General features: G+C 56.5%; 13 protein-coding genes. 6 read left to right on the top strand and 7 right to left on the bottom strand.

The annotated features are described in order from the left end of the window. Window positions 1–45 precede the first annotated feature (45 nt). Window positions 46–2,268: a DHH family phosphoesterase gene (locus tag PFER_RS04480; protein WP_048149209.1), complete on the top strand. Its 2,223-nt coding sequence runs from the start codon at window positions 46–48 to the stop codon at window positions 2,266–2,268. A gap of 4 nt (window positions 2,269–2,272) precedes the next feature. Here PFER_RS04480 and PFER_RS04475 read toward each other — a convergent pair whose 3' ends face one another. Together PFER_RS04475 and PFER_RS04470 are read right to left on the bottom strand one after the other, a co-directional pair. Further along, complete coding sequence (locus PFER_RS04475; RefSeq protein ID WP_048149208.1) at window positions 2,273–5,404, bottom strand: PKD domain-containing protein; 3,132 nt, start codon at window positions 5,402–5,404, stop codon at window positions 2,273–2,275. Between the two features lie 38 nt (window positions 5,405–5,442). Continuing rightward, window positions 5,443–11,517 (bottom strand): NosD domain-containing protein, encoded by a 6,075-nt coding sequence (locus PFER_RS04470; protein ID WP_048149207.1) that lies wholly within the window; start codon window positions 11,515–11,517, stop codon window positions 5,443–5,445. 296 nt (window positions 11,518–11,813) lie between these two features. Between PFER_RS04470 and PFER_RS04465 the strand changes: the two genes are divergently transcribed. Next, window positions 11,814–12,026, top strand: coding sequence for a hypothetical protein (locus PFER_RS04465; protein WP_048149206.1), 213 nt, complete (start codon window positions 11,814–11,816; stop codon window positions 12,024–12,026). Here PFER_RS04465 and PFER_RS04460 read toward each other — a convergent pair. The 4 genes from PFER_RS04460 to PFER_RS04445 form a co-directional block, all read right to left on the bottom strand. After that, window positions 12,023–13,021, bottom strand: a complete 999-nt coding sequence (locus tag PFER_RS04460; RefSeq protein WP_048149205.1) for an asparaginase — start codon at window positions 13,019–13,021, stop codon at window positions 12,023–12,025. The two genes, PFER_RS04465 and PFER_RS04460, sit on opposite strands and share 4 nt — an antisense overlap. An 86-nt stretch (window positions 13,022–13,107) precedes the next feature. After that, window positions 13,108–14,307 (bottom strand): MFS transporter, encoded by a 1,200-nt coding sequence (locus tag PFER_RS04455; RefSeq protein ID WP_048149204.1) that lies wholly within the window; start codon window positions 14,305–14,307, stop codon window positions 13,108–13,110. A 3-nt stretch (window positions 14,308–14,310) separates the two neighbouring features. Beyond that, on the bottom strand, window positions 14,311–14,610 hold the full coding sequence (locus PFER_RS04450; RefSeq protein ID WP_048149203.1) for a PadR family transcriptional regulator: 300 nt from the start codon (window positions 14,608–14,610) through the stop codon (window positions 14,311–14,313). 49 nt (window positions 14,611–14,659) lie between these two features. Next, window positions 14,660–15,046: a PaaI family thioesterase gene (locus PFER_RS04445; protein ID WP_048149418.1), complete on the bottom strand. Its 387-nt coding sequence runs from the start codon at window positions 15,044–15,046 to the stop codon at window positions 14,660–14,662. A 72-nt stretch (window positions 15,047–15,118) separates the two neighbouring features. Between PFER_RS04445 and PFER_RS04440 the strand changes: the two genes are divergently transcribed. The 4 genes from PFER_RS04440 (at window position 15,119) to PFER_RS04425 (ending at window position 19,140) form a co-directional block, all read left to right on the top strand. Then, entirely contained in the window at window positions 15,119–15,505 is a 387-nt protein-coding gene (locus PFER_RS04440) for a DUF2240 family protein (RefSeq protein ID WP_048149202.1), read from the top strand. 64 nt (window positions 15,506–15,569) lie between these two features. Next, window positions 15,570–15,947: a toprim domain-containing protein gene (locus tag PFER_RS04435; RefSeq protein WP_048149416.1), complete on the top strand. Its 378-nt coding sequence runs from the start codon at window positions 15,570–15,572 to the stop codon at window positions 15,945–15,947. 20 nt (window positions 15,948–15,967) lie between these two features. Continuing rightward, complete coding sequence (gene dnaG / locus PFER_RS04430) at window positions 15,968–17,359, top strand: DNA primase DnaG (RefSeq protein WP_048149200.1); 1,392 nt, start codon at window positions 15,968–15,970, stop codon at window positions 17,357–17,359. A 65-nt stretch (window positions 17,360–17,424) separates the two neighbouring features. Then, window positions 17,425–19,140, top strand: coding sequence for a glutamate--tRNA ligase (locus PFER_RS04425; RefSeq protein ID WP_048149198.1), 1,716 nt, complete (start codon window positions 17,425–17,427; stop codon window positions 19,138–19,140). On the opposite strand, the gene PFER_RS04420 is transcribed toward PFER_RS04425, so the two are convergent. Next, on the bottom strand, window positions 19,141–19,437 hold the full coding sequence (locus PFER_RS04420) for a hypothetical protein (RefSeq protein ID WP_048149196.1): 297 nt from the start codon (window positions 19,435–19,437) through the stop codon (window positions 19,141–19,143). Between the last annotated feature and the right edge of the window lie 126 nt (window positions 19,438–19,563).

The raw sequence follows: 19,563 nt of genomic DNA, 5'->3' as shown, positions 1-19,563 counted from the left end.
TCAACTAAATCCTGTGATTGCGTTCATCTTCTGGAGGTGTGAGTGATGGTTGTTAAGGACTGCCCCGAGTGCCACGGCACGGGGAAGGTTAAAGCCGGTGAGGAGAAGTGTAAGGTGTGTGATGGATGGGGCTACGTTCCCGCTGATTTCAAACTCGACAAACAGCTCAAGGGCTACAGGAACCTCGATTACTTCGGCGTTGATGAGGAGGTGGACGAGATTCCCTGCCCGGAGTGCCACGGTAAGGGAGTCGTCCCGGTCTACGATACCTGCCCGACGTGCGGGGGGAGTGGAAGGGTTCTCGCGTGCGACATATGCGGTAAGGTGAAGGGTCCCTGGGAGCCGGGTATGGAGACGACGTGGGTGTGCCCGGACTGCGAGAGGAAGTACAAGGTCGTTTACGTCCTCGACAACACGTGCGATTATGAAGATGTCGAGGTCGGCAACGTCTACAAGGGCACCATTGACAGGGTGGAGCGTTTTGGAGTCTTTGTGAACCTCAACAAGCACGTGAGGGGCCTGGTTAAGAGGAAGGACCTCCTCGGGGGAAGGGAGTACAAGCCCGGTGAACCAATGCTCGTGCAGGTTCTCGATGTCAGACCCGACAAGAACGAGGTTGACCTCATAGAGTCCGCCCTCAGGAACTACAGGGAGGTCCAGGTAAAGAAGGAGCTCCCGCTCACGGACATAGGGGACATAAGCAAGGACATGGCGGGAAAAACCGTCCGCTTCAGGGGCAAGGTGACGCAGATACAGGTCACCGGAGGGCCGACCGTCTTCACGATAAGCGATGGAACCGGAATAACGTGGGCGGCCGCCTTCGAGGCCCCGGGCGTTAGAGCCTACCCCAGGATAGAGGTTGGTGACATAGTCGAGGTCATAGGGAAGGTCTCCTTCCACGCGGGCGAGATACAGATAGAGACGAGCGACATGGCGAGGCTCTGGGGGCCTGAGGCAGCCGAGGTCAAGAAGAAGATAGAGGAAGCGCTAAACGAGAAGGCCAGGCCCCAGGATGTTGGCTTCCTCGTGAAGAGCGAGGTTCTTGAGAAGCTCAAGCCCAGGTTCATGGAGGCCGCTTTCCTGATAAGGAAGGCCATCTACGAAGGGAGGCCCATCCTCCTGAGGCACCACGCAGATACGGACGGCTACGTCTCGGGCCTCGCCCTTGAGAGCGCCATAGTGCCCCTCCTCAAGGAGGTGTCGCCCGATCCGGACGCGGAGTGGCACCTCTTCAAGCGCAGGCCTAGCAGGGCCCCCTTCTACGAGCTGGAGGATGTGCTCAAGGACATAATATTCTTCGTCGAGGACTCGCGCAAGTTCGGCGAGGAGCTCCCGCTGATAGTTATAGTTGACAACGGCGGAACGAGCGAGGACATCCCCGCTTACAAGCGCCTCAGGGCCTACGGCGTGCCCATAGTTGTCGTTGACCACCACGACCCTCGCGAGTGGGTGAGCGAGGGGAAGGCTAAGGTTGATGAATACGTGAACGTCCACGTGAACCCCCACCACATAAAGAGGGGCTACTACGAGTTAACCGCCGGAATGCTCGCCACGGAGCTCGCGCGCTTCATCTATCCCCCCGTGGAGGATAGGATAAAGCACCTCCCGGCCATAGCAGGGACCGGAGACAGGAGCAAGGCCCCGGAGTTCGAACAGTACCTGAAGTTCGCAAGGGAGAAGGGCCTCACCGGGGAGGATTTGAAAAAGATAAGCGAGGTCATTGACCACGAGGCCTACTTCTGGAAGTTCATGGACGGGAAGGGTATTATAGAGGAGCTCCTCCTCCTGAGTGGAAATTTGAGGAGGCACCGCATGCTCGTTGATGCGATCTACCCCGAGGTAAAGGAGAAGCAGGAGAAAGCGCTGAGGGCTTCGCTCCCGCACGTCAAGAGCGTCGTCCTGCCCAACGGGGTAAGGTTCAACACCATAGACATAGAGCTCTTCGCGCCGAAGTTCTCCTATCCAAGCCCGGGCAAACTCTCCGGATTAATCCACGACCACTTCAAGGAGCAGTATGGGGAAGATTCGCCAATACTGACGCTCGCCTACGGGCCGGACTTCGCCGTGGTTAGGGCCGCTGACGGCATGGAGGCTTACGGTTTCGACCTCAACGAGATAATTCCAAAGCTCCAGGAGAAGCTCCCATCGGCTGGAATCGAGGGCGGCGGCCACAGCTTCGCCGGGTCAATAAAGTTCTTCGAGGGCATGAGGAAGGAAGTCCTCGAGGAGTTCGCGAAACAGGTGGTGAAGCTTAAGAAAAGGGAGTGAGGGGTCAGCGGCCCCTCCCAATCCTCCTTGCGAGGAGAATCACTGCTGCCAGGAACATCACCGCCCCAGGCCCGCAGATTCCTCCACCTGAGGGGCTTGTGGTCTTTGATGGTGTTGATTCCGATGCTGTCGAAGTGGGAGTTCCCCCTGTTTCCGTCTCGGAACGGGTCTCCAAAGTCGGGGTAGGGGATTCGGTCGGTGCTGTTGTGGTCGTCTGGCTGGACTCTCCTGGAGCCACCGTGATGACCTTCACAATTTTGTCCGCGGCCCCTTCATTGTCCTCAACCACCAGGAGAACCTCATAAGTTCCAGGGGAGCTGTAGACGTGCCTTGGGTTCCTCTCCGAGGAGCCCTTTCCGTCCCCGAAGTCCCACGACCATGAGGTTATGGAGCCGTCCTGGTCCATAGAGAGATCCTGGAAGATTACCTCCTCCCCGGCCTTTGGCTCCTCGGGGGAGTACGTGAAGTCCGCGAGCGGGGGATAGTTGGGCATCTCGACCGTGATTTCCTTGGAATACGTGGAGGAGTAGCCCCCCTCGTCCAGAACGGTAAGACTGACCGTGTAGGTTCCGGGGAGGTCGTATTCGTGGCTGGGATTCCTTAGTGATGATGTTTCTCCGTCACCAAAATCCCAGTTCCAGCTCACAATATCCCCGTCGTCCGTCGAGGCGTCTTTGAAGCGTACCTCCTGGCCGGTTAGGGGCTTTTCTGGGGAGAACTCAAACCTCGCCTTCGGCGGCTTGTTGGGGGCCACCCTGACGCTGGCGGAGCAGCTCACCGTGGAGTTCCAGACGTTCCTCAGCGTTAGGTTGAGGGTGTACTCCCCTCCCGCCCTGTACTCGTGGGTGAAGTTGCCGTAGGAGTTCCCGATGCCCGTCCTGACCTCGCCGTCCCCGAAGTCCATGGCCCATTTCGTCACCCCGAAGGGGGCGTACACGTCGGTTACGATGGTTGTTCTCAGCGGGGCCTTTCCCTCTGCAGGCTTGGGCTTTAGGCTGCAGCTGGTCTCGTAGAGGCCCCTTAACCAGGGCGGGATGTTCAGGTTGGGGTTGTTCACGTTGATCACGGTATCGTAGCTGAAGCCGAGGGGGCTCCTCGACCTGCTCCTGTAGTAGTCCCCCGTGGAGTTGATGGCGAAGAACACTCCCCCAATCCAGTAATACTCCGTCCTGGTTTTGTTGTAGACACTGATGTTTGCGGGAACGAGGACGTGAGAGGTTGCGTATTTTCCGGGTATGAACGCTATTGTGTACTGCTTTGAGGGATCGTCTATGCCTCCGGAGTAGTGGAGTGTAACCTTCCCCTGAGCATCAAGCTTGAAAAACGGGGAGAAAATCGTCTGACGCATGATGTCCAGGGGGATGTTCCGGGGAGTGGCTTTGACCCTCGACCACTTAAAATCCTTCTCGACCTCAAAAGGCTCCTCCCCAATGGTTATGCCCTCGATCATCTGATCGGACAGGTAGAGGGGTATGCTCCGCCCGTCGCTTAGGTTGACGTGGGGGTTAACGAAGTTGAAGTAGGGTGTGGCGTTGTACGTGGGGTACGTCCTTATGTCCCCAACCTCGTGGAAGGGGGAATCGTAGTCCTCCACCCTCGGAACGGGATCCTCTAGGGGGATGTAGTACACGAGGTGCTGGAGCTCGCCGTTGTGATAGGAAGCCTCCGCGGGGTTCAGTATTGGGAACTCGTATATCTCGTAGAGCGCCTCCACGTAGAGGGCCTTGTCCGAATCTTCCGCCGAAATGCTTAGATTGAGTTCCTTTTCCCTGCCCACCGTGTACCTCCTGAAGGGGGGCATGATGTAGAGAACTTTTGTGTGAGGGGAGGTGGTTACTAGGAGTTCTTCTAATGCGCCTTGGGTGAATTCCGCATCAGTTGGAACCCTGATTTTCACGCTTCCGTTGAACTCTAGGTACAGAGTTCCGGAGGTGTTTAGAACGTCAGCATCCTTTGGGGGCGCCTCCAGCACAAAGAGGGGCGGGGACTTCAGGGGGAGAACTCTCTTTACCGGGCGGCCAACGACGACCGAAGTGTAGTCTATGTCCCCAGAGGCGGCGAGTACTCCGGAGGTTTCTGGAAATCCAGCCCAGCTGACGGGCCTAAGCCCGTGGGGGTAGAGGCTCGTAACCTGGTACACGCTCGCGTTTTTCTTTATGAGGAGGGCGTTGAGTGGCAAATCATCGTTGAGCACCCATGTCATGGGGCGGCTGTACTGCATCATCACGAGTACCCTGTCCCCCTTGGAGAAAGAGGCGTCAACCCCTCCCCTGGGCCTCATTCCCATGGAAAAGCTGTCCTCCTCTGGAGAGTAGTATATGCTCCCCCCGAATACCTTTCCCTGGGTCTGAGAGCCCAGGAGAAAAGTGAGCTCCACAATCTTTCTGGGCTCGCGGGAGAGAGAATAGATCACCCTGTACTCTGGCCTCTTCATGACGGAGAGGCTGTCTCCTGAGATGACATCAATCGGGACCGCAGGATCATCCTGGGTGTTGTAGAGCCTCTGGGAGTAAAGCCTCCCGCCGTCGGGGGAATAGACCGTGATGCTGTCGTAGACTTGGCTTAGGTGGAGGATATCCGCCCTCCAGTCGCCGTTAATGTCAGCAACCGCTATGTCATCGCCCGCTAGGAATCCGGGAAGTGGAAAGCTCCCCTCGGAGAGAAGCTCAAGCCTCTTTCTGCCCCCAACCACCCTGGGTTCCAGGGAGTATATGTGCACAGACTCATCGTTCCTCGCATGAACTATCTCATCGTACCCGTCGTTGTCCACGTCCCCGCACTCTATATCCTCCCCTGCTTTGAAGGTTATATCATAGGTGGCTATTACTCTCTCCGCGGAGCTTATGATGTAAATCTTCCCTGTTTTCGAGCTGGCGTAGACTATCTCCGCGGCGGGGCTTCCAATGAGGTCTCCCGCGCATACTGAATCCGAAATCGAGGCCAGTGGCCACTCCATCCTGAAGCCGTTGCTCGCTATAATATCCTTCCCCCTAACGTCCACTATTATTATTTCCTCGTCCAGAGCGACTAGGCCTCCCTCTTCAAAGTTCCGGTCTATCCAGCGGTAGGCCGCGCTGGGCACGGCGGTAAAGAGCAGAAAAACAAAAATGAGCGATATCATCTGAACCCTTTCCATTCCGAACCCCTCCTTTAAAAGTGAGGGAAAAGAAAGCCTCACCTCCTCTTCAGGAGGATGGCGAAGAGAATTATGGCCCCAAGAACCAATGCAGCAATTCCCACTATTCCTCTAGGAATCGTGGGGCCCGGCGTCTCTGTGGTCGTTGCGGGGCTCTCCTCTGGAGAAGTCGTTGATGAACTCGTTGGTGATGGTGAAGAGGATGGCGCGGTGGTCGTCTCGGCCGGCTTTTCTTCTTCGGGCTTTGCAAAGGGGATCGAGAAGTAGGCCGGCTTGCTCATCCTCCCATCGTAGAGGACGTAGCCGGTCAGGTTGGCCCACTCCTTTCCGGCAGTGAAGGTTCCCTCTATGGTGATCCGCTGGCCTGGCATCACCGTCACGTTCCTGACCAGCTCATTCCCCTCGGGGGAGGTTATGTGCGCGCTCCCGATAGCTGGAAGGTCGCCCACGTTGGTTATCTCCATCACCGCGGTGAACTCCTCCCCCGGTGAGGGTTCCCCTTCAGGATAAAGGCTCACCACCAGCTCGGCAAAGCCGACGCTGAAGTAGGCGGTCTTCCTGTCGAGGACGTGTCCTTCGGTGTCCCTCGCCTCCATCTCGACGTAGTACTCCCCTTCCTCAAGGCCCTCCGTGCCGAACTCCGTCGAGAACCTTCCAACGCCGCCGAAGCCTTCGAGGAGCCTCGCCGGAGCTTCGAAGGCCACGGAGTTGTTCGAAACCCTTCTGATCCTCGCGGTGAGCACGACGTCGTCCCTTCCCGTGTTCGTGAGGATGAGGCCTGCCTTAAGAGTGTCTCCGCGCTTTATCCTCTCCCCGCTGAGCACCAGGGACTCAAGCCTTACCCCAGTCTCGACGTAGGATATCTCGAAGCGGTGGGAGCGATAGATTGTAGCCTCTCCAGTCAGCTCGTTGTACCTCACGGGGAAGACCTTTATGACGAGCGTTGTGCTGCCGTCGGGGTTCTCGATGATGCGCCACCTGTAGTCCGGGAGGGTGAGGTTAACCGTGGTGGTGTTGTAGGTCACGTTTCCACCGAGCTTCCCGATCCTCGCGATGACCGGGTTGAGGGGCACCCTTTCAGCGACCTCCTTCCCCACGAGCCTGACGTCAGCTACTCTGCTTCCGGCAGGAACTATGAGGGTGTAGGTGTAGTAGGGGAGCAGGGGGTTGCCGGGCACTTCCACGTAGGAGCCGCCCTCGATGCCCATGACGTCCCCCTCGTCCGTCCTCTCTATGCTGTAGTCGGGAGTCTGGAGGTCGAGGCTCTTCGGGGCTCCCGAGTTCGCCCTCTCCTCGGGTGTGGAGACGCCGAGGCCGAGCTTGGGGTCGCCGTAGAGGTGCATCTCCAGAACCCACACCATGTCCATCTCGTCTTCGAGCTCCCAGCCTCCCATCTCCCTCTTCAGCTCCCTGAGGGCCATACCTATGCTCTCCCTGGAGTCCCACTTCCTGTAAAGCCTCTTGGCCCTTGCAGTCCACGGTGCGCTCCACACCTCCTCCGTGGCGCCGAGGTAAACCGCCGCTCCCGCCTGGAGGAAGGCCTCGGCCACGCTCTTCCCCTTCGTGTAGTCCCCGGTCAGGCAGGACTCCGCGTAAACGAAGGGGCAGGTTCCGCCGAATGGCCGGGTTCTCCCTGATAAGTCGCTTGCATAGAGGTCGTCTATCACGTTCCAGTTTCCGTGGCCCTCAAGGTGTATTATATCCCTCCCTGGGGCCAGGTTGAAGAAGGCGTTAACAACGTCTCCCCTGTGCGAAATCTTGCTGCCGTTAACCTCTTCGTCCGGGTAGTCCGTGCTCTTGAGAATTCTCACTTCCGCCCCCTGATCCCTGAGCGCCCTGTAAACTGCAAGGCTGTGCTCGTAGAAGTCTATATAGTCGGAGCCACCGCCCCTCGACTCGGGCCATCCCGACAGTATAAGCGCGTGGGAGCGGTCGAAGGAGCACTCCCCCCTTGCCACGGCTATGGCGTTCTCAATTCCCTTGAGTATCTCGCCAGCCCTGTAACCCGGGAACCTCGCCACTATCAGCTCGGGATCAAGGACGTCTCCCTCGGTGTTGGCGTAGGGAACGTCGGTTGTCCTGATGACTTTTGTATTCCCCCAGTCGAGCCATAATGGGTCATAGCTCGTCTTGAGTGCCGGCACTATCTCCGTCTCGCCCACTATGACGAGGTATCCGTGGTCGAGCCAGCCGTCCTTGAGGTAGTTGCCCCACTCCTCTATGAGCGTGGGGGACAGCGGCTCAAAGTTCTGGAGCTCGTCCCATGTGTAGAAGTACAGCCATTCACCGTCTGAGCTGGGGAAAACCACTTCCCCGCCCCTTCCGGGAAGGACATCCCCGATCTTTGCCTTCTTTACTGGGGCACCCCCAAAGTAGAACGGGACTTCCTCCTCAAGGCCGTCCATTGTGTAGACTTCAATCTTATTGTTTTCCGCGTCAAAGACGACGAACTCGTCCATTCCATCGCCGTCTATGTCACCTGTGGCGTAGCCGTTTTTGTCGGAATATGGAACATTGATGGTCCCCTGGAGCTCCAGTGAATCGGATACAATGTAGTACTCCCTCAGCTCCCCCGTTGAGAGCAGGACGAGCACGCTGTCTCCCCTATCACCCCCCATGTCTGCGAAGAAGACCCTCTTACCCCTCCCCGTTCCAAGGTCATGCTCCCCGGAGACGAGCTGAATGGGTTCCTGGAGGTTGGATGTTATCAGGTATACCTGGGAGCCGTCCAGCACCGCACAGGTGGGGTACACCTCGAATATTGTTGACCCATAAACGTACCCGCAGGCAACGTCCACGTGCCCATGGAGTCTGCCACCGGGGGAGTAGGTCTCCTCCACGTATTTTTCCTTCTGGTTTCCGTTTTCGTCCGTCACCCGCTCCTTGCCGTACACCCTCACAAAGCCGTACTCCCCCGCAAGGATTATCTCGTCCTTGCCGTCCCTGTCGAGGTCGTGAAGGGCCAAGCCTCCGGCTCCTTTCTCCAGCTCCGCGCTCTCTTCACCGCCCAGAAGGTTGTGAACTACGAGCTTTCCGCTGTCTGGATGATACACAACGATGTCCCTCTTTCCGTCCCCGTTGGGGTCGCCGGTTGCTATGAGAGCGTTCTTAACGTTTATTCTCGCCTTTCCTCCACCCCCGATGTAGCCTATCACGCCGTTCCGGAGGATGGCAAGCTCCGCCATCGCCGAGAGGAGCCTCTGGACGTCGTCCTCGTTCTCGTTTATGTGGAAGAGGTTCTCGGGGTTCGTTACTATGAGGTAGTCGCTCTGTCCCATTGCGTTTACAGCAGCCTCGTCCATGCTCTCGAGGCTCTCATCGGCCCTCACGGTCTGTGATGGATAGAAGGTCTCCAGATGTTCATCAACTTCGACCACCACAGGTACACCGATTCCCCTGTAGACCTGATGAGGATAGAGAAGGGGAACCGCGAGGTAGCTCGCCCTTGCCACCTCCCCCGGCTCCAGGGTGGTGCCGTTGAAGTTGAATGTGACCCGCTCGTGCTCTTCCTCCACGTAGTAGCGCCCGGTCATCGTGTAGCCGGTTCCGTTCCTAACAACCGCCTGGAAGCCCTTTAGGGTCTCCGTTATTTCGTCCAATCTTATGGGAACCTCCCCGGTGTTCCTAACGCTTAGCGTGACGTTGAAGTAGTTCCCCACCCTCCTGATCTCCTGGTGGAAGGAGTACTCCTTCCTGGGGGAAGCTACCTCGACCGTTACAGCCCTTGAGAAGTAGCTCTGCCCGTTGGTTGAGTTTGCCACGGCCGCTATGAGATACAGCCCCGGCTCGAGGTTTCTCACGTCCCACTCGTAGGTGAAGGTGAGGTCGTTGTCTGTGTGGGGGTAGAAGACCCTCTTAACCTCATAGCCGTTCGGTCCCCATACGTAGAGGGTGAGGCTGTCAACCGGATGGGGGATGAGCTCTCCCGGGCTGTTGAGGCACATGAGCTGACCCAGCTCCGAGGAGGGACAGTCCCTTATAGAGAGCTCGTACTCGGCGGCGTAAACGCTCACCTCAATGCTCCCCGTGCTGTTCGCCTGGAGGGTGCTCATCGTGTAGTGGTCCGGTGGGGATACGACTTCCACCTCCACGCTCTGGACTTCGTAGGAGGGCCTCCATATCTCGGTTACGTTGTCACACAGCCCGCTGGTGTCGCATACCCTCACAATGACCTCGTGCTCCGTGTAGTAGGCGTCCCTTCCAATCCCAGCCATCCCGAGGATTCCGGGGGTGAGGTACATCATGGAGAGGTTCCCTGGGGAGTAGTCAACCCCCATCAGCCTTCCGTCCACGTAGAACTCCACCCTGTCAATCCCAGTGTTGTCGCGGATGTAAGCCCTAAGCGGCTTTCCGGGTGTTATGGGGAGCGTTAGGCGCTCAACACCCGGCTTTTCTCCATCCGGAACCGGTAGCGTCTTGAAGAAGGCCCTTTCGGAGACGGCCGAGTTTCCACTACCGTCCGAGACCTCCGCCATGAACCAGTAAAGCGTTCCCGGTTCCAGTCCCTCAAGCCTTATGACGTGCTTCTCCTTGAGCTCATCATCGGTGACCTCGCTTGGAAGCGTGTCCGGGCTGTACTTCACCTTCACCCTGCTCTCCTCGCTCGTGCCGACGAAGATGACCGCGTAGTCCCTTCCGACCTCCACCGCCTTCAGGCCAACTATCCTCGGCGGTTCTTCATCGCACTTCCACTCCTCCACACGAGCGTTGTTCTCCTCGTCGCTCTCGTGAACTTTTCCGCCTGAATCGGCCCACACGCCTACTCTCAGAACTCCGCCCCTGCACTCCGGCAGGTCGAAGCTCCCGTCGAAAGGTTCTCCCGCCTTGAGGCCTTCAACGCTGAGAGTTTTCACGGGCTCTCCGTTTAGGAGAAGGGCCACTTCGAAGGGGCCCGAGTCCTTCCCTTCAACGTTCCTCACTTGGAACCAGAGCTTTCCACCCTCTTTCCAGATGTCCGTTACAATCAAGTCCGGAAGTCCCCCTCCGGGTGTCGCCTTAACGAGGGGAAGCCAGTCCCCGGCTCTCACACCCCCTCCGGATGTGTGGGGAACCTGTGTATCGCCTATCCCGTCGCCGTCCTTGTCACTCCCCTCGTAGTCGCTCCAGTAGTTGCCGCCTATGTAGGGGCCGCCCACTATGTTTGGGCCCTCCCTCTTCGTGGTGTTCCAGTAGTTCTCCCCCGTATCCCGGGCGTTTTGGCCGTTCGAGAGGTAGTTGTTGTAGAGCAGGTTCCAGCTCGTGTCGGCAATGTAGACCCCGAGCTCGTTCCCTGTGATGAAGTTGTCCCTGACGATGTTCCCTTTACTCCCGCCGACTATTTCCAGCCCGTGGGCGTTCTCGGTCAGGTTGTTGGCCTCAACCGTGTTGTTGTGGCTCTCGTGGAGGACTATCCCGCTTCCCTGGCCTCTGGATACGGTGTTCCCGCTTACGGTGTTGGCGGCCGAGCCGTCCCTCAAGAGGATGCCGTTGTAGATGGGGTTTGTTATGGTGTTGTTGAGGATTGAGTTTCCGGTTGAGGAGAGCAGCACAACCCCTCTATCAGGGCCCTTCATGGAGTTCATTGAAACCTCGGTGGCCGAAACGGAGTTGAGGGTTATTGGAATGGCGACGCTCTCAAAGTAGCTCATCGTTACCCTGTGGTTGGCTCCCCCCTGGTCGAGGTAGACCCCGCCGTAGCTGGAGAATACCCTGACGTTAATGATCCGGCAGTTGTAGGTCTTTTTCCCGACAACCAGCGCGTAAGTCCCGCTTTTCTTGGCTCCCGTGAGGGTAACGGCTTTTATGATCGCGTCGTCGTGTGTAATTCTGAAGACCGGAAGCCCTGGCTCGGAGGTCTCTATGATAACGTCCTCAGGGTTTCCCGATGCAGAGCGTATGACCACTCCCTTAGTTACTACCACGCTCTCCCTGTAATTTCCCGGATCGAGCTCGATAACGTGGCCGTCCCTCGTGTCCGGGTCGTCTATGGCATCCTGTATGCTCTGAAAAATCTCGCCCGTGTTAACGTTCCTTACTACTGGAAAAGCACCGGCCTCCGTGTTTTGGGGCACCCCTATAGTGGACGCTAGGACTATGCCAAGAATAATAAACGGGAGGATTCTTTTAGTTTCCATCACAAACCCCCCAACTGCTGTTTTGGCAAATTTCAACGACAATGGGAGATTAAAAGTCTCTGAGGAGCCCTACAAAAAGTTAAAAAGGCTTCCAGAGATGCATATTATACTTTACATAATTGCAATTTTCCTATAAATATCTTTCTAATTAACGCTATTTACATGACGAATATTCGCAGTATGATTCATAACACTTTATTAATTCCTGTTATAAATTTCCAAACTTCTAACCAAATGCGCGTATTGCGGCGGACACCTTTTTATACTCTCGTGCACAAATCGAAACGGTGGAGTCCATGTACATGGCCGAGTTCAAACTCCGCTTTGGGGACGTGAAGTGGTACGTTAGAAGGATAATCGAGGCCTCCAGTATGGAAGAGGCGGAGGAGAAAGCAAAGCGCTACGCCGAACTCATGAACAGGGGAGAGGTGGAGTGGAAGCTGAGCTACTTAATAGAAGCTGAGAGGCCCCTCCTCATAGGTGAAGAGGAGCTGAAGAAGCTGTCCTAGCCTTCGGAGATTTCTCCCGCGATGTTCTTGAGCATTATCTCCCTTATCTCCTCGACGTTTTGTGTTTTTCCGAGGGCCCACATTAGCTTCGTCACCGTAGCCTCCTTTGTCATGTCTTTAGCTGGAATAACCCCCGCCTGGAGTGCCTTCCGCCCTACCTCGTACTTGTTGAGGTCAACGCCGTCGTAGAGGGCTTGCGTGGTCATGACCACGGGGATTCTTTTGGCCAGCTCACCGACCTTCTCGAGGATGTTCCTCCTCCTGTATGGCAGGCCCCCCGCTCCGTAGCCCTCAAGTATGAGCCCTTTGCATCCCGAAGATACGAGCCCATCGAGGAAGGCCGGCTCCATTCCGGGCAGGAGGCGTATGAATGCAACCCTTGGCTCGTAGTGAACCTCGAGTCCGGGCTCTCCCTTTGGCACGAGCGAGGAGGGAGGAAGGTTGTAATAAATCTCATCCCCTTTCACGTAGGCTACATCTGGATAGTTGACGCTCTGAAAGGCGTTTATGCCGAGGGCGCGCACCTTTGATGCCCTCACACCCAGCATAATTTTATCGTTGAAGGCCACAAAAACCCCCGGAACACCCGTAAGTGCGAAGCTTATGGCCGTTCTGACGTTTCTCGGCGCGTCGCTTCGCTCCTCGGTTATGGGCCTCATCGAGCCCGTGAGGACGACCGGGATGTCCATGCCAGGGAGCATGAACGTGAGCATTGAGGCGGTGTAGGCGAGCGTATCCGTCCCGTGGGTTATGACCACGCCATCGTACTCCTCTCTAGCTCTGAAAACCTCCCTCGCTATCGTCTCCCAGTCCTCCGGTTGAATGAGCGTGCTGTCAACGTTTAAAACGTCCTTGCTCTCGATTTTAAACCCGTTGCTCCTTTTGATTCCGGCCAGCTCGAGAACCTCATCAACGCTGAGCGAGGCCTTATACCCCTCCTCCCCCTTTGAGCTTGCTATCGTCCCGCCGGTACCGAGTATGAGGAGTCTCTTCATCGTCTCACCGTCACAAAATTCTCCCCTTGCTTTTTAGTCTTTTTGACAAAATCCTGCTGAAAATCGGCATAAAAATGGAAAGAATGTCAATCTGATTCGGGAACGAAAAACATCATGACAAAAGCTAGGGCATTCATCAGGGTGGAGTACAGGAAGGCCAGCTCAAGGGAGCGCGTCTGCCACAGCCAGCCGGCTATCACGGAGGCCGGGAAGACAAAGACACCGAAGACGGTGTGGTAGGCCCCTATCACCGTTCCCTTCTCGTGCTCTCCGGCTAAGTCGGCCATGTATGCCCTCGGAATCGTGTCCTCTATCGCTATGTAAATGCCGTAGAGGACGAAGGCACCCATTAATGTGGGCAGATCCTTCGCGTAGGCGAAGGCCAGAGAAGCCAGCGCCGCAACGGCGAAACCTATGGTAATCAGCCTCTTCTTCCCAAAGCTGTCCGAGACAACTCCGAGGGGGTATGCCGAGAGGGCGTAGATGAGGTTGAAGAGAGCGTAGAAGGCTATCCCCTGGACGACGGTAAAGCCAAGCTCCTGGGCCTTCCAGAGGGTGAAGGCGTAGCTGTACCTCCCGAGGGCCCCGATGGCGACAACCGCGAGGAAGAGCTGCAGGCTTCTGCCCCTCAGCGCGGATATGCCCTTTATCTTCTTTTTGACCTCACTCCCCCTGTCCCTGACGAAGAGGACTATGACGAGGAGCGAAATCAGTCCCGGAACCGCTGAAAGCAGGAAGACGTAGCGGTACATGGTCTCCTTTGGGAGATCTTTCAGAAGTTCAAGGACGGCTATGGCCGCTAGGGGTCCAGCTACCGCCCCAAGCGTGTCCATCATCCTGTGAAAGCCGAAGGACTTCCCGGATTTCCCCTTCTCGCTGGATTCGGCTATGAGCGCGTCCCTTGGTGCCGTCCTTATGCCCTTGCCGACCCTGTCGAGGGCCCTGAGACTCAAAAAATCCCACCAGGAGCGGGTGAAGGCTAAGGTTCCTTTGGCGAGGGTCGAGAGCGCGTAGCCAGCGAACACGAACGCCTTTCTTTTCCTGAAGTGATCGCTAACGTATCCAAAGGCCACCTTGAAGAGGGAGCTCATGCTCTCAATCGCGCCCATCACGGAGCCGCTGACGAGCTGGCCCTCCTTCAGCACGTTCGTCAGATAGCTGGGCACTATGGGGTTTATCATCTCGCTGCTCATGTCGTTCAGGAAGCTGACTATTCCAAGTAGAAAGACGTTCCAGCTGATTCCGAAGATTTTCCTCCCGGTTTCACCTTTCTCTCCGTTCTCCATCCTTCACTCCCCCAGAATCTCAGTGCACAGCTCCCTAATCCTCTCCTTGGCCTCTTCGAGGAGCCTCTCCCCTTTCGGTGTAGCCCTGTAGAGGCGCACGCGCCTGCCGTTCCTCACCTCGGTTCTGCTCCTCAGGAGTCCCATATCCTCCATCCTGTGGAGGAGGGGGTATATAGTTCCCGGGCTCGTTTTATAGCCGTGCCTCCCCAGCTCCTCCATCATGAACTTTCCCGTGACTTCCCCTTTGCTGGCGTGGTGGAGTACGTGAATCCCCATGAAGCCCAGGATCACGCGTTTCATCATATCGAACACCGATATCGAAATTCGATATTGTGGGATAAAAAATTTTGGGTCACTCGAGCACGTGCTTCTCCAGGACGTAGCAGTGGAAAGTCCCCTCGAACACCTTCTCTCCGGCTTCGTTGAGCACCTCGGCATTCACAAGCTTCTTCCTTCCGAGGTCTTCCCCGATTTTCGCCCTTGCCCTCAGCTTCTCCCCGACCTTAACCGGCTTGAGGAACTTCACCTCGGCCTTTCCGAGGACGACGGTGGGCTCGTTCACAGCGAGCATCGCCGCGTAGTCGGCCAGTCCGAAGGTGAAGCCGCCGTGAACAAGTCCGTACTCGTCAACGGCCATCTCTTCGGTCGTTAAAAGTTCCACCTCGGCCTCGGGTGGCCCGACTTTCACGGGTTTTCCAACGAGCTCCGGAGAGGTGAGCCTGTGCGTGCGCTGCATGATATCACCATATTCAACTCCCCCTCTTTCCATAAAGGTTTTATTCTTCCGTTCCGAGAGGAATAGGGTGGAAGTGTGGAAGTCCTTAAGGATGCCGTAACCCTGAAGGGCTCTAACGAGTTCCAGAAGAGGGAACTCGTGGCAATCCTCTCCTTCAGGCTCAAGGCCATGACACCCGCCGAGGCCAAGGAGCTTATCGCAAAGGCCGTTGAGAAGGGCGTAATTGAGGAGAGGGACGACCTGCTGGTGGTTCACGCGGAGAGGGCGGAGGGGCCCGTTGACGTATTCGATGAGATGGTTGAGCACATAGCCCGCTCCCTTGGGTGGAGTGCCGAGGACGTGCTGGAGGAGCTTGAGGAGTTTTCCAAGAGGTACGGCGCTCTGGACCGAAAACTTGTTCTCTACCTCCTTGGAGTTGAAAAGGGCGTGGACATGTCCGGGTTTAAGGAGAGGCTTGACTGATGGGCTTTACCTCTCTGGGGGATAAGGTTTATAAGCTCACCTCCACCCCCATCTATTGATGGGCATGTTGCCCGAAAACTATAAAAGATTTGAGTGCCTTATAGGCAAATTGCGAGACTTTGGTGGAGTTATCATCGTCGAAGGACGGCGAGACGAGGTGGCATTACGGAATTTGGGGGTCGAAACGGGAATAATAAGGCTCTCCCGCTTACCGCTGGCCGAAGTAGCTTTAATCGCTTCACAGTATCACGAAGTCATGATATTAACGGATCTGGATAGGAAGGGTGAAGAGCTGGCCAGGAAGCTGGCCCGCTATCTTGAGGGCTATAAGTGCCGTGTGGACACCGAAACCAGGGAAGAGCTCAAGAGAATCGCCAGAAAGGACATCAAGGGCATTGAGGAGCTGGCGGGCCTTTACGAAAAAGTCGTTTCCCGTTTCTGACCCCCTTCGGAGGGATTTCAATGAAGCGAAAGAAAGTGGTAGTGCAGCACCTTATTGAAAAGACGGCGAAACACGCAAGAAGGAAGGAAGGTGGTAACATGGCTGGAAAGGACGAATTCGGAACCACAAAATACGTTGTTTATGCTGAGTTTGAGGCCAACGGTGTTGTTGAAAGGCCCGATGTTGTTGGAGCTATTTTTGGCCAGACTGAGGGGCTCCTTGGGGACGATTTGGATTTAAGGGAGCTCCAGAAAACCGGAAGGATAGGGAGGATTAAAGTAGACGTTCACACAAAAGCTGGAAAAACCTACGGAACTATAACCGTTCCCTCAAGCCTGGATAGGGTTGAAACGGCGATTCTGGCGGCTGCGCTAGAAACTATAGATCGCGTTGGCCCCGCAGAGGCGAGGATAAGGGTCATACGCATAGAGGACGTCAGGGCAACCAAGAGGAAGTACATCGTCGAGAGGGCCAAGGAGATACTCGAGGGAATGATGCAGCAGGAGATACCCGAGAGCCAGGAGCTCACCGATGAGGTCAAGAAAGCGGTAAGGGCGAAGGAGCTCATAGAATTCGGTCCTGAGAAGCTCCCGGCCGGCCCACACGTGCCGTTCTCCGACTCAATCATAGTCGTTGAGGGAAGGGCGGACGTTCTCAACCTCCTCAAGCACGGCATAAAGAACGCCATAGCCGTCGAGGGCACCTCCATCCCAGAGACCATCATAAAGCTCAGCAAGGAGAGAATCGTTACCGCCTTCACCGACGGAGACCGCGGCGGCGAGCTCATCCTCAAGGAACTCCTCCAGGTCGCGGATGTGGACTACGTGGCGAGGGCCCCGCAGGGCAAGGAGGTTGAGGAGCTCACGAAGAAGGAGATAGTGAAGTCGCTCAGGAGCAAGGTTCCAGCGGAGCAGGTCATAAACGAGATATTCTACAAGGGCAAGGACTTCTACGAGGTAATGCGCGAAAAGAACAGGGAGAGGGAGGAGAAGGAGGCAAGGCCTCTCATCCAGCCCCAGCCGGCTCAGCCCGTGAAGATGGCCCCCAGGGAGGAGCCCAAGCCCCAGCCGAAGCCCGAGCCCAAGAGGGAGGAAAGGATAGTTAAGCCCATTCAGAGGGCTCCCTCGGGAGAACTCAACAGGTTCAGCGACTTCATAGAGAAGGTCAAGTCCAACGGTTCCGCCATACTGCTCGGTGAGAACGGCGATGTTGTCGCGGAAGTGCCCGTTAGGGATCTCCTCTCGACCCTCGGGGAAAAGGAGGGCATAAACGCCGTTATCTTCAACGGCATCATAACCCAGCGCCTCATTGACATAGTCAGCGAGAAGGGCGTCAAGTACCTTGTTGGAGCCAGGAAGGCCAACGTCGTCAGGAGGCCCATAGACCTCAAAATCCTCACCTTCGCCGAGTGAGGTTCCCTTTTCTTTCCCTTCTGGGCAACCTTTATAACTTCCCCCTTCTTTCCACCCTTTAGGTGATGGAAATGGAGGAGATTATCCTTAAGTACGCGCTCATCAACGCATACACCCACAATGGAAAGGCCAACCCCAAGGCGGTCATAGGGAAGGTTCTCGGAGAGAACCCCGAGCTCAGGCCCAGGGCGAGGGAGATAATCCCCCTCGTGAACGAGGTCGTTGAGAAGGTGAACGCCCTCTCGCTTGAAGAACAGGAGGCAAAGCTGAGGGAAATTTATCCGGAGTTCTTTGAGGCCAAAAAGGAGAAGAAGGAGGAGAAGAAGGGCCTCCCGCCCCTTCCGAGGGCGGAGAAGGGTAAGGTCGTTACGCGCTTCGCCCCCAATCCGGACGGTGTCTTCCACCTCGGGAACGCTAGGGCCGCTATTCTCAGCCATGAGTACGCGAGGCTCTACGGCGGAAAGTTCATCCTCCGCTTCGACGACACAGACCCAAAGGTCAAGCGGCCCGAGCCGAAGTTCTACGAGTGGATAAAGGAGGACCTCGAGTGGCTTGGAATGAGGCCGGACGAGATTCACATAGCCAGCGACAGGCTCGAGCTCTACTACTCCTACGCCGAGAAGCTCCTTGAAATGGGTAGGGCCTACGTGTGCACCTGTAAACCCGAGAAATTCCGCGAGCTTAGGGATAAGGGTGTTGCCTGCCCCCACCGCGAGGAGCCCCCTGAAGTGCAGCTCGAGCGCTGGAGGAAGATGCTCAACGGAGAGTACAAAGAGGGCGAGGCCGTCGTCAGGATAAAGACCGACCTCAAGCATCCAAATCCGGCAGTTAGGGACTGGCCTGCCCTCAGGATCATTGACGAGCCCAACCACCCGAGGACCGGAAACAAATACCGCGTGTGGCCCCTCTACAACTTCGCCTCTGCCATAGATGACCACGAGCTTGGCGTTACCCACATCTTCCGCGGGCAGGAGCACGCCGAGAACGAGACGAGGCAGCGCTACCTCTACGAGTACCTCGGCTGGGAGTACCCCGTGGCGGTCCACCACGGAAGGCTCAGCATAGAGGGCGTTGTCCTGAGCAAGTCGAAGACCAGGAAGGGAATCGAGGAGGGCAAATACCTCGGGTGGGACGACCCGCGCCTTGGAACAATAAGGGCCCTAAAGAGGCGCGGCATAAGGCCTGAAGCGATAAGGGAGCTTATAGTCGAAGTTGGCCTCAAGACGAGCGACACCACAATAAGCTGGGACAACCTAGCGGCCATAAACAGGAGAATAATCGAGCCTATAGCCAACCGCTACTTCTTCGTCGCCGATCCAATTCCGATGTACATTGAAGGCGCCAGGGAGTTCGTTGCCGAGATACCCCTCCACCCCGACCACCCGGAGAGAGGTAAGAGGAGGCTCAAGTTCGAGCCGGGCAAACCCCTCTACGTCTCAAAGGACGACATGGAACTCTTCAAGCCCGGGAACTTCGTCCGCCTTAAGGACCTCTTCAACGTCGAAATCCTCGAGGCGAGCGAGGAGGGAATTAAGGCGCGCTTCCACAGCGTTGAGTACGAGGTTGCCAGGGAGAACCGTTGGAGGATGGTTCACTGGGTGACGGAAGGAAAGCCCTGCGAAGTCCTCGTTCCGGAAGGGGACGAGCTGATCATCAGAGAAGGCCTCCTCGAGAGCGATGCCGACGTTAAGGTTGACGAGGTGGTCCAGTTCGAGCGCTTCGGCTTCGTCAGGATAGACGAGGTTGGGGAGAAGGTGGTGGCGATATTCGCCCACCGGTGATTAGCCCTCAACGACCTCCAGAATTCCGGCGCAGTCGAAAACTTCCCTTGAAATCTTTTTTCCCATTTCCATGTCGTCGAGGAGCTTTATTATGATCTTCCCGCTCGGATAGACGCTGAGCTCATAACCCTCCATCTCCACTATCAGCATCATCTTGGGGATGAGCTTTTTGACCTCCACGCCTTTCTTCCCCAGGCACTCGGCGGTCTTCCCCAGATCAACCTTCACCTCCCTGTCCCAGGAGTAGGGCTGAATCACGAGGCCCCTCATGGTAGTGCAGGGTTTTGCTATGATCATCTTGCCTTCACCATATCCCCCTCACACCGCTGACTTTTAAGTGTGATGCCACAAAAATGAGCAACCAGATGGCACCGATGGCCATTTAAGGGCCTTAACGTTCAGAACTTTGAGTTTAAAACTAGG

It is taken from the genome of Palaeococcus ferrophilus DSM 13482, from assembly GCF_000966265.1.
Lineage (GTDB): Archaea > Methanobacteriota_B > Thermococci > Thermococcales > Thermococcaceae > Palaeococcus > Palaeococcus ferrophilus.
Note: the sequence above shows the minus strand (reverse complement) of the source record. Positions and strands in the feature narration are given on the sequence as shown.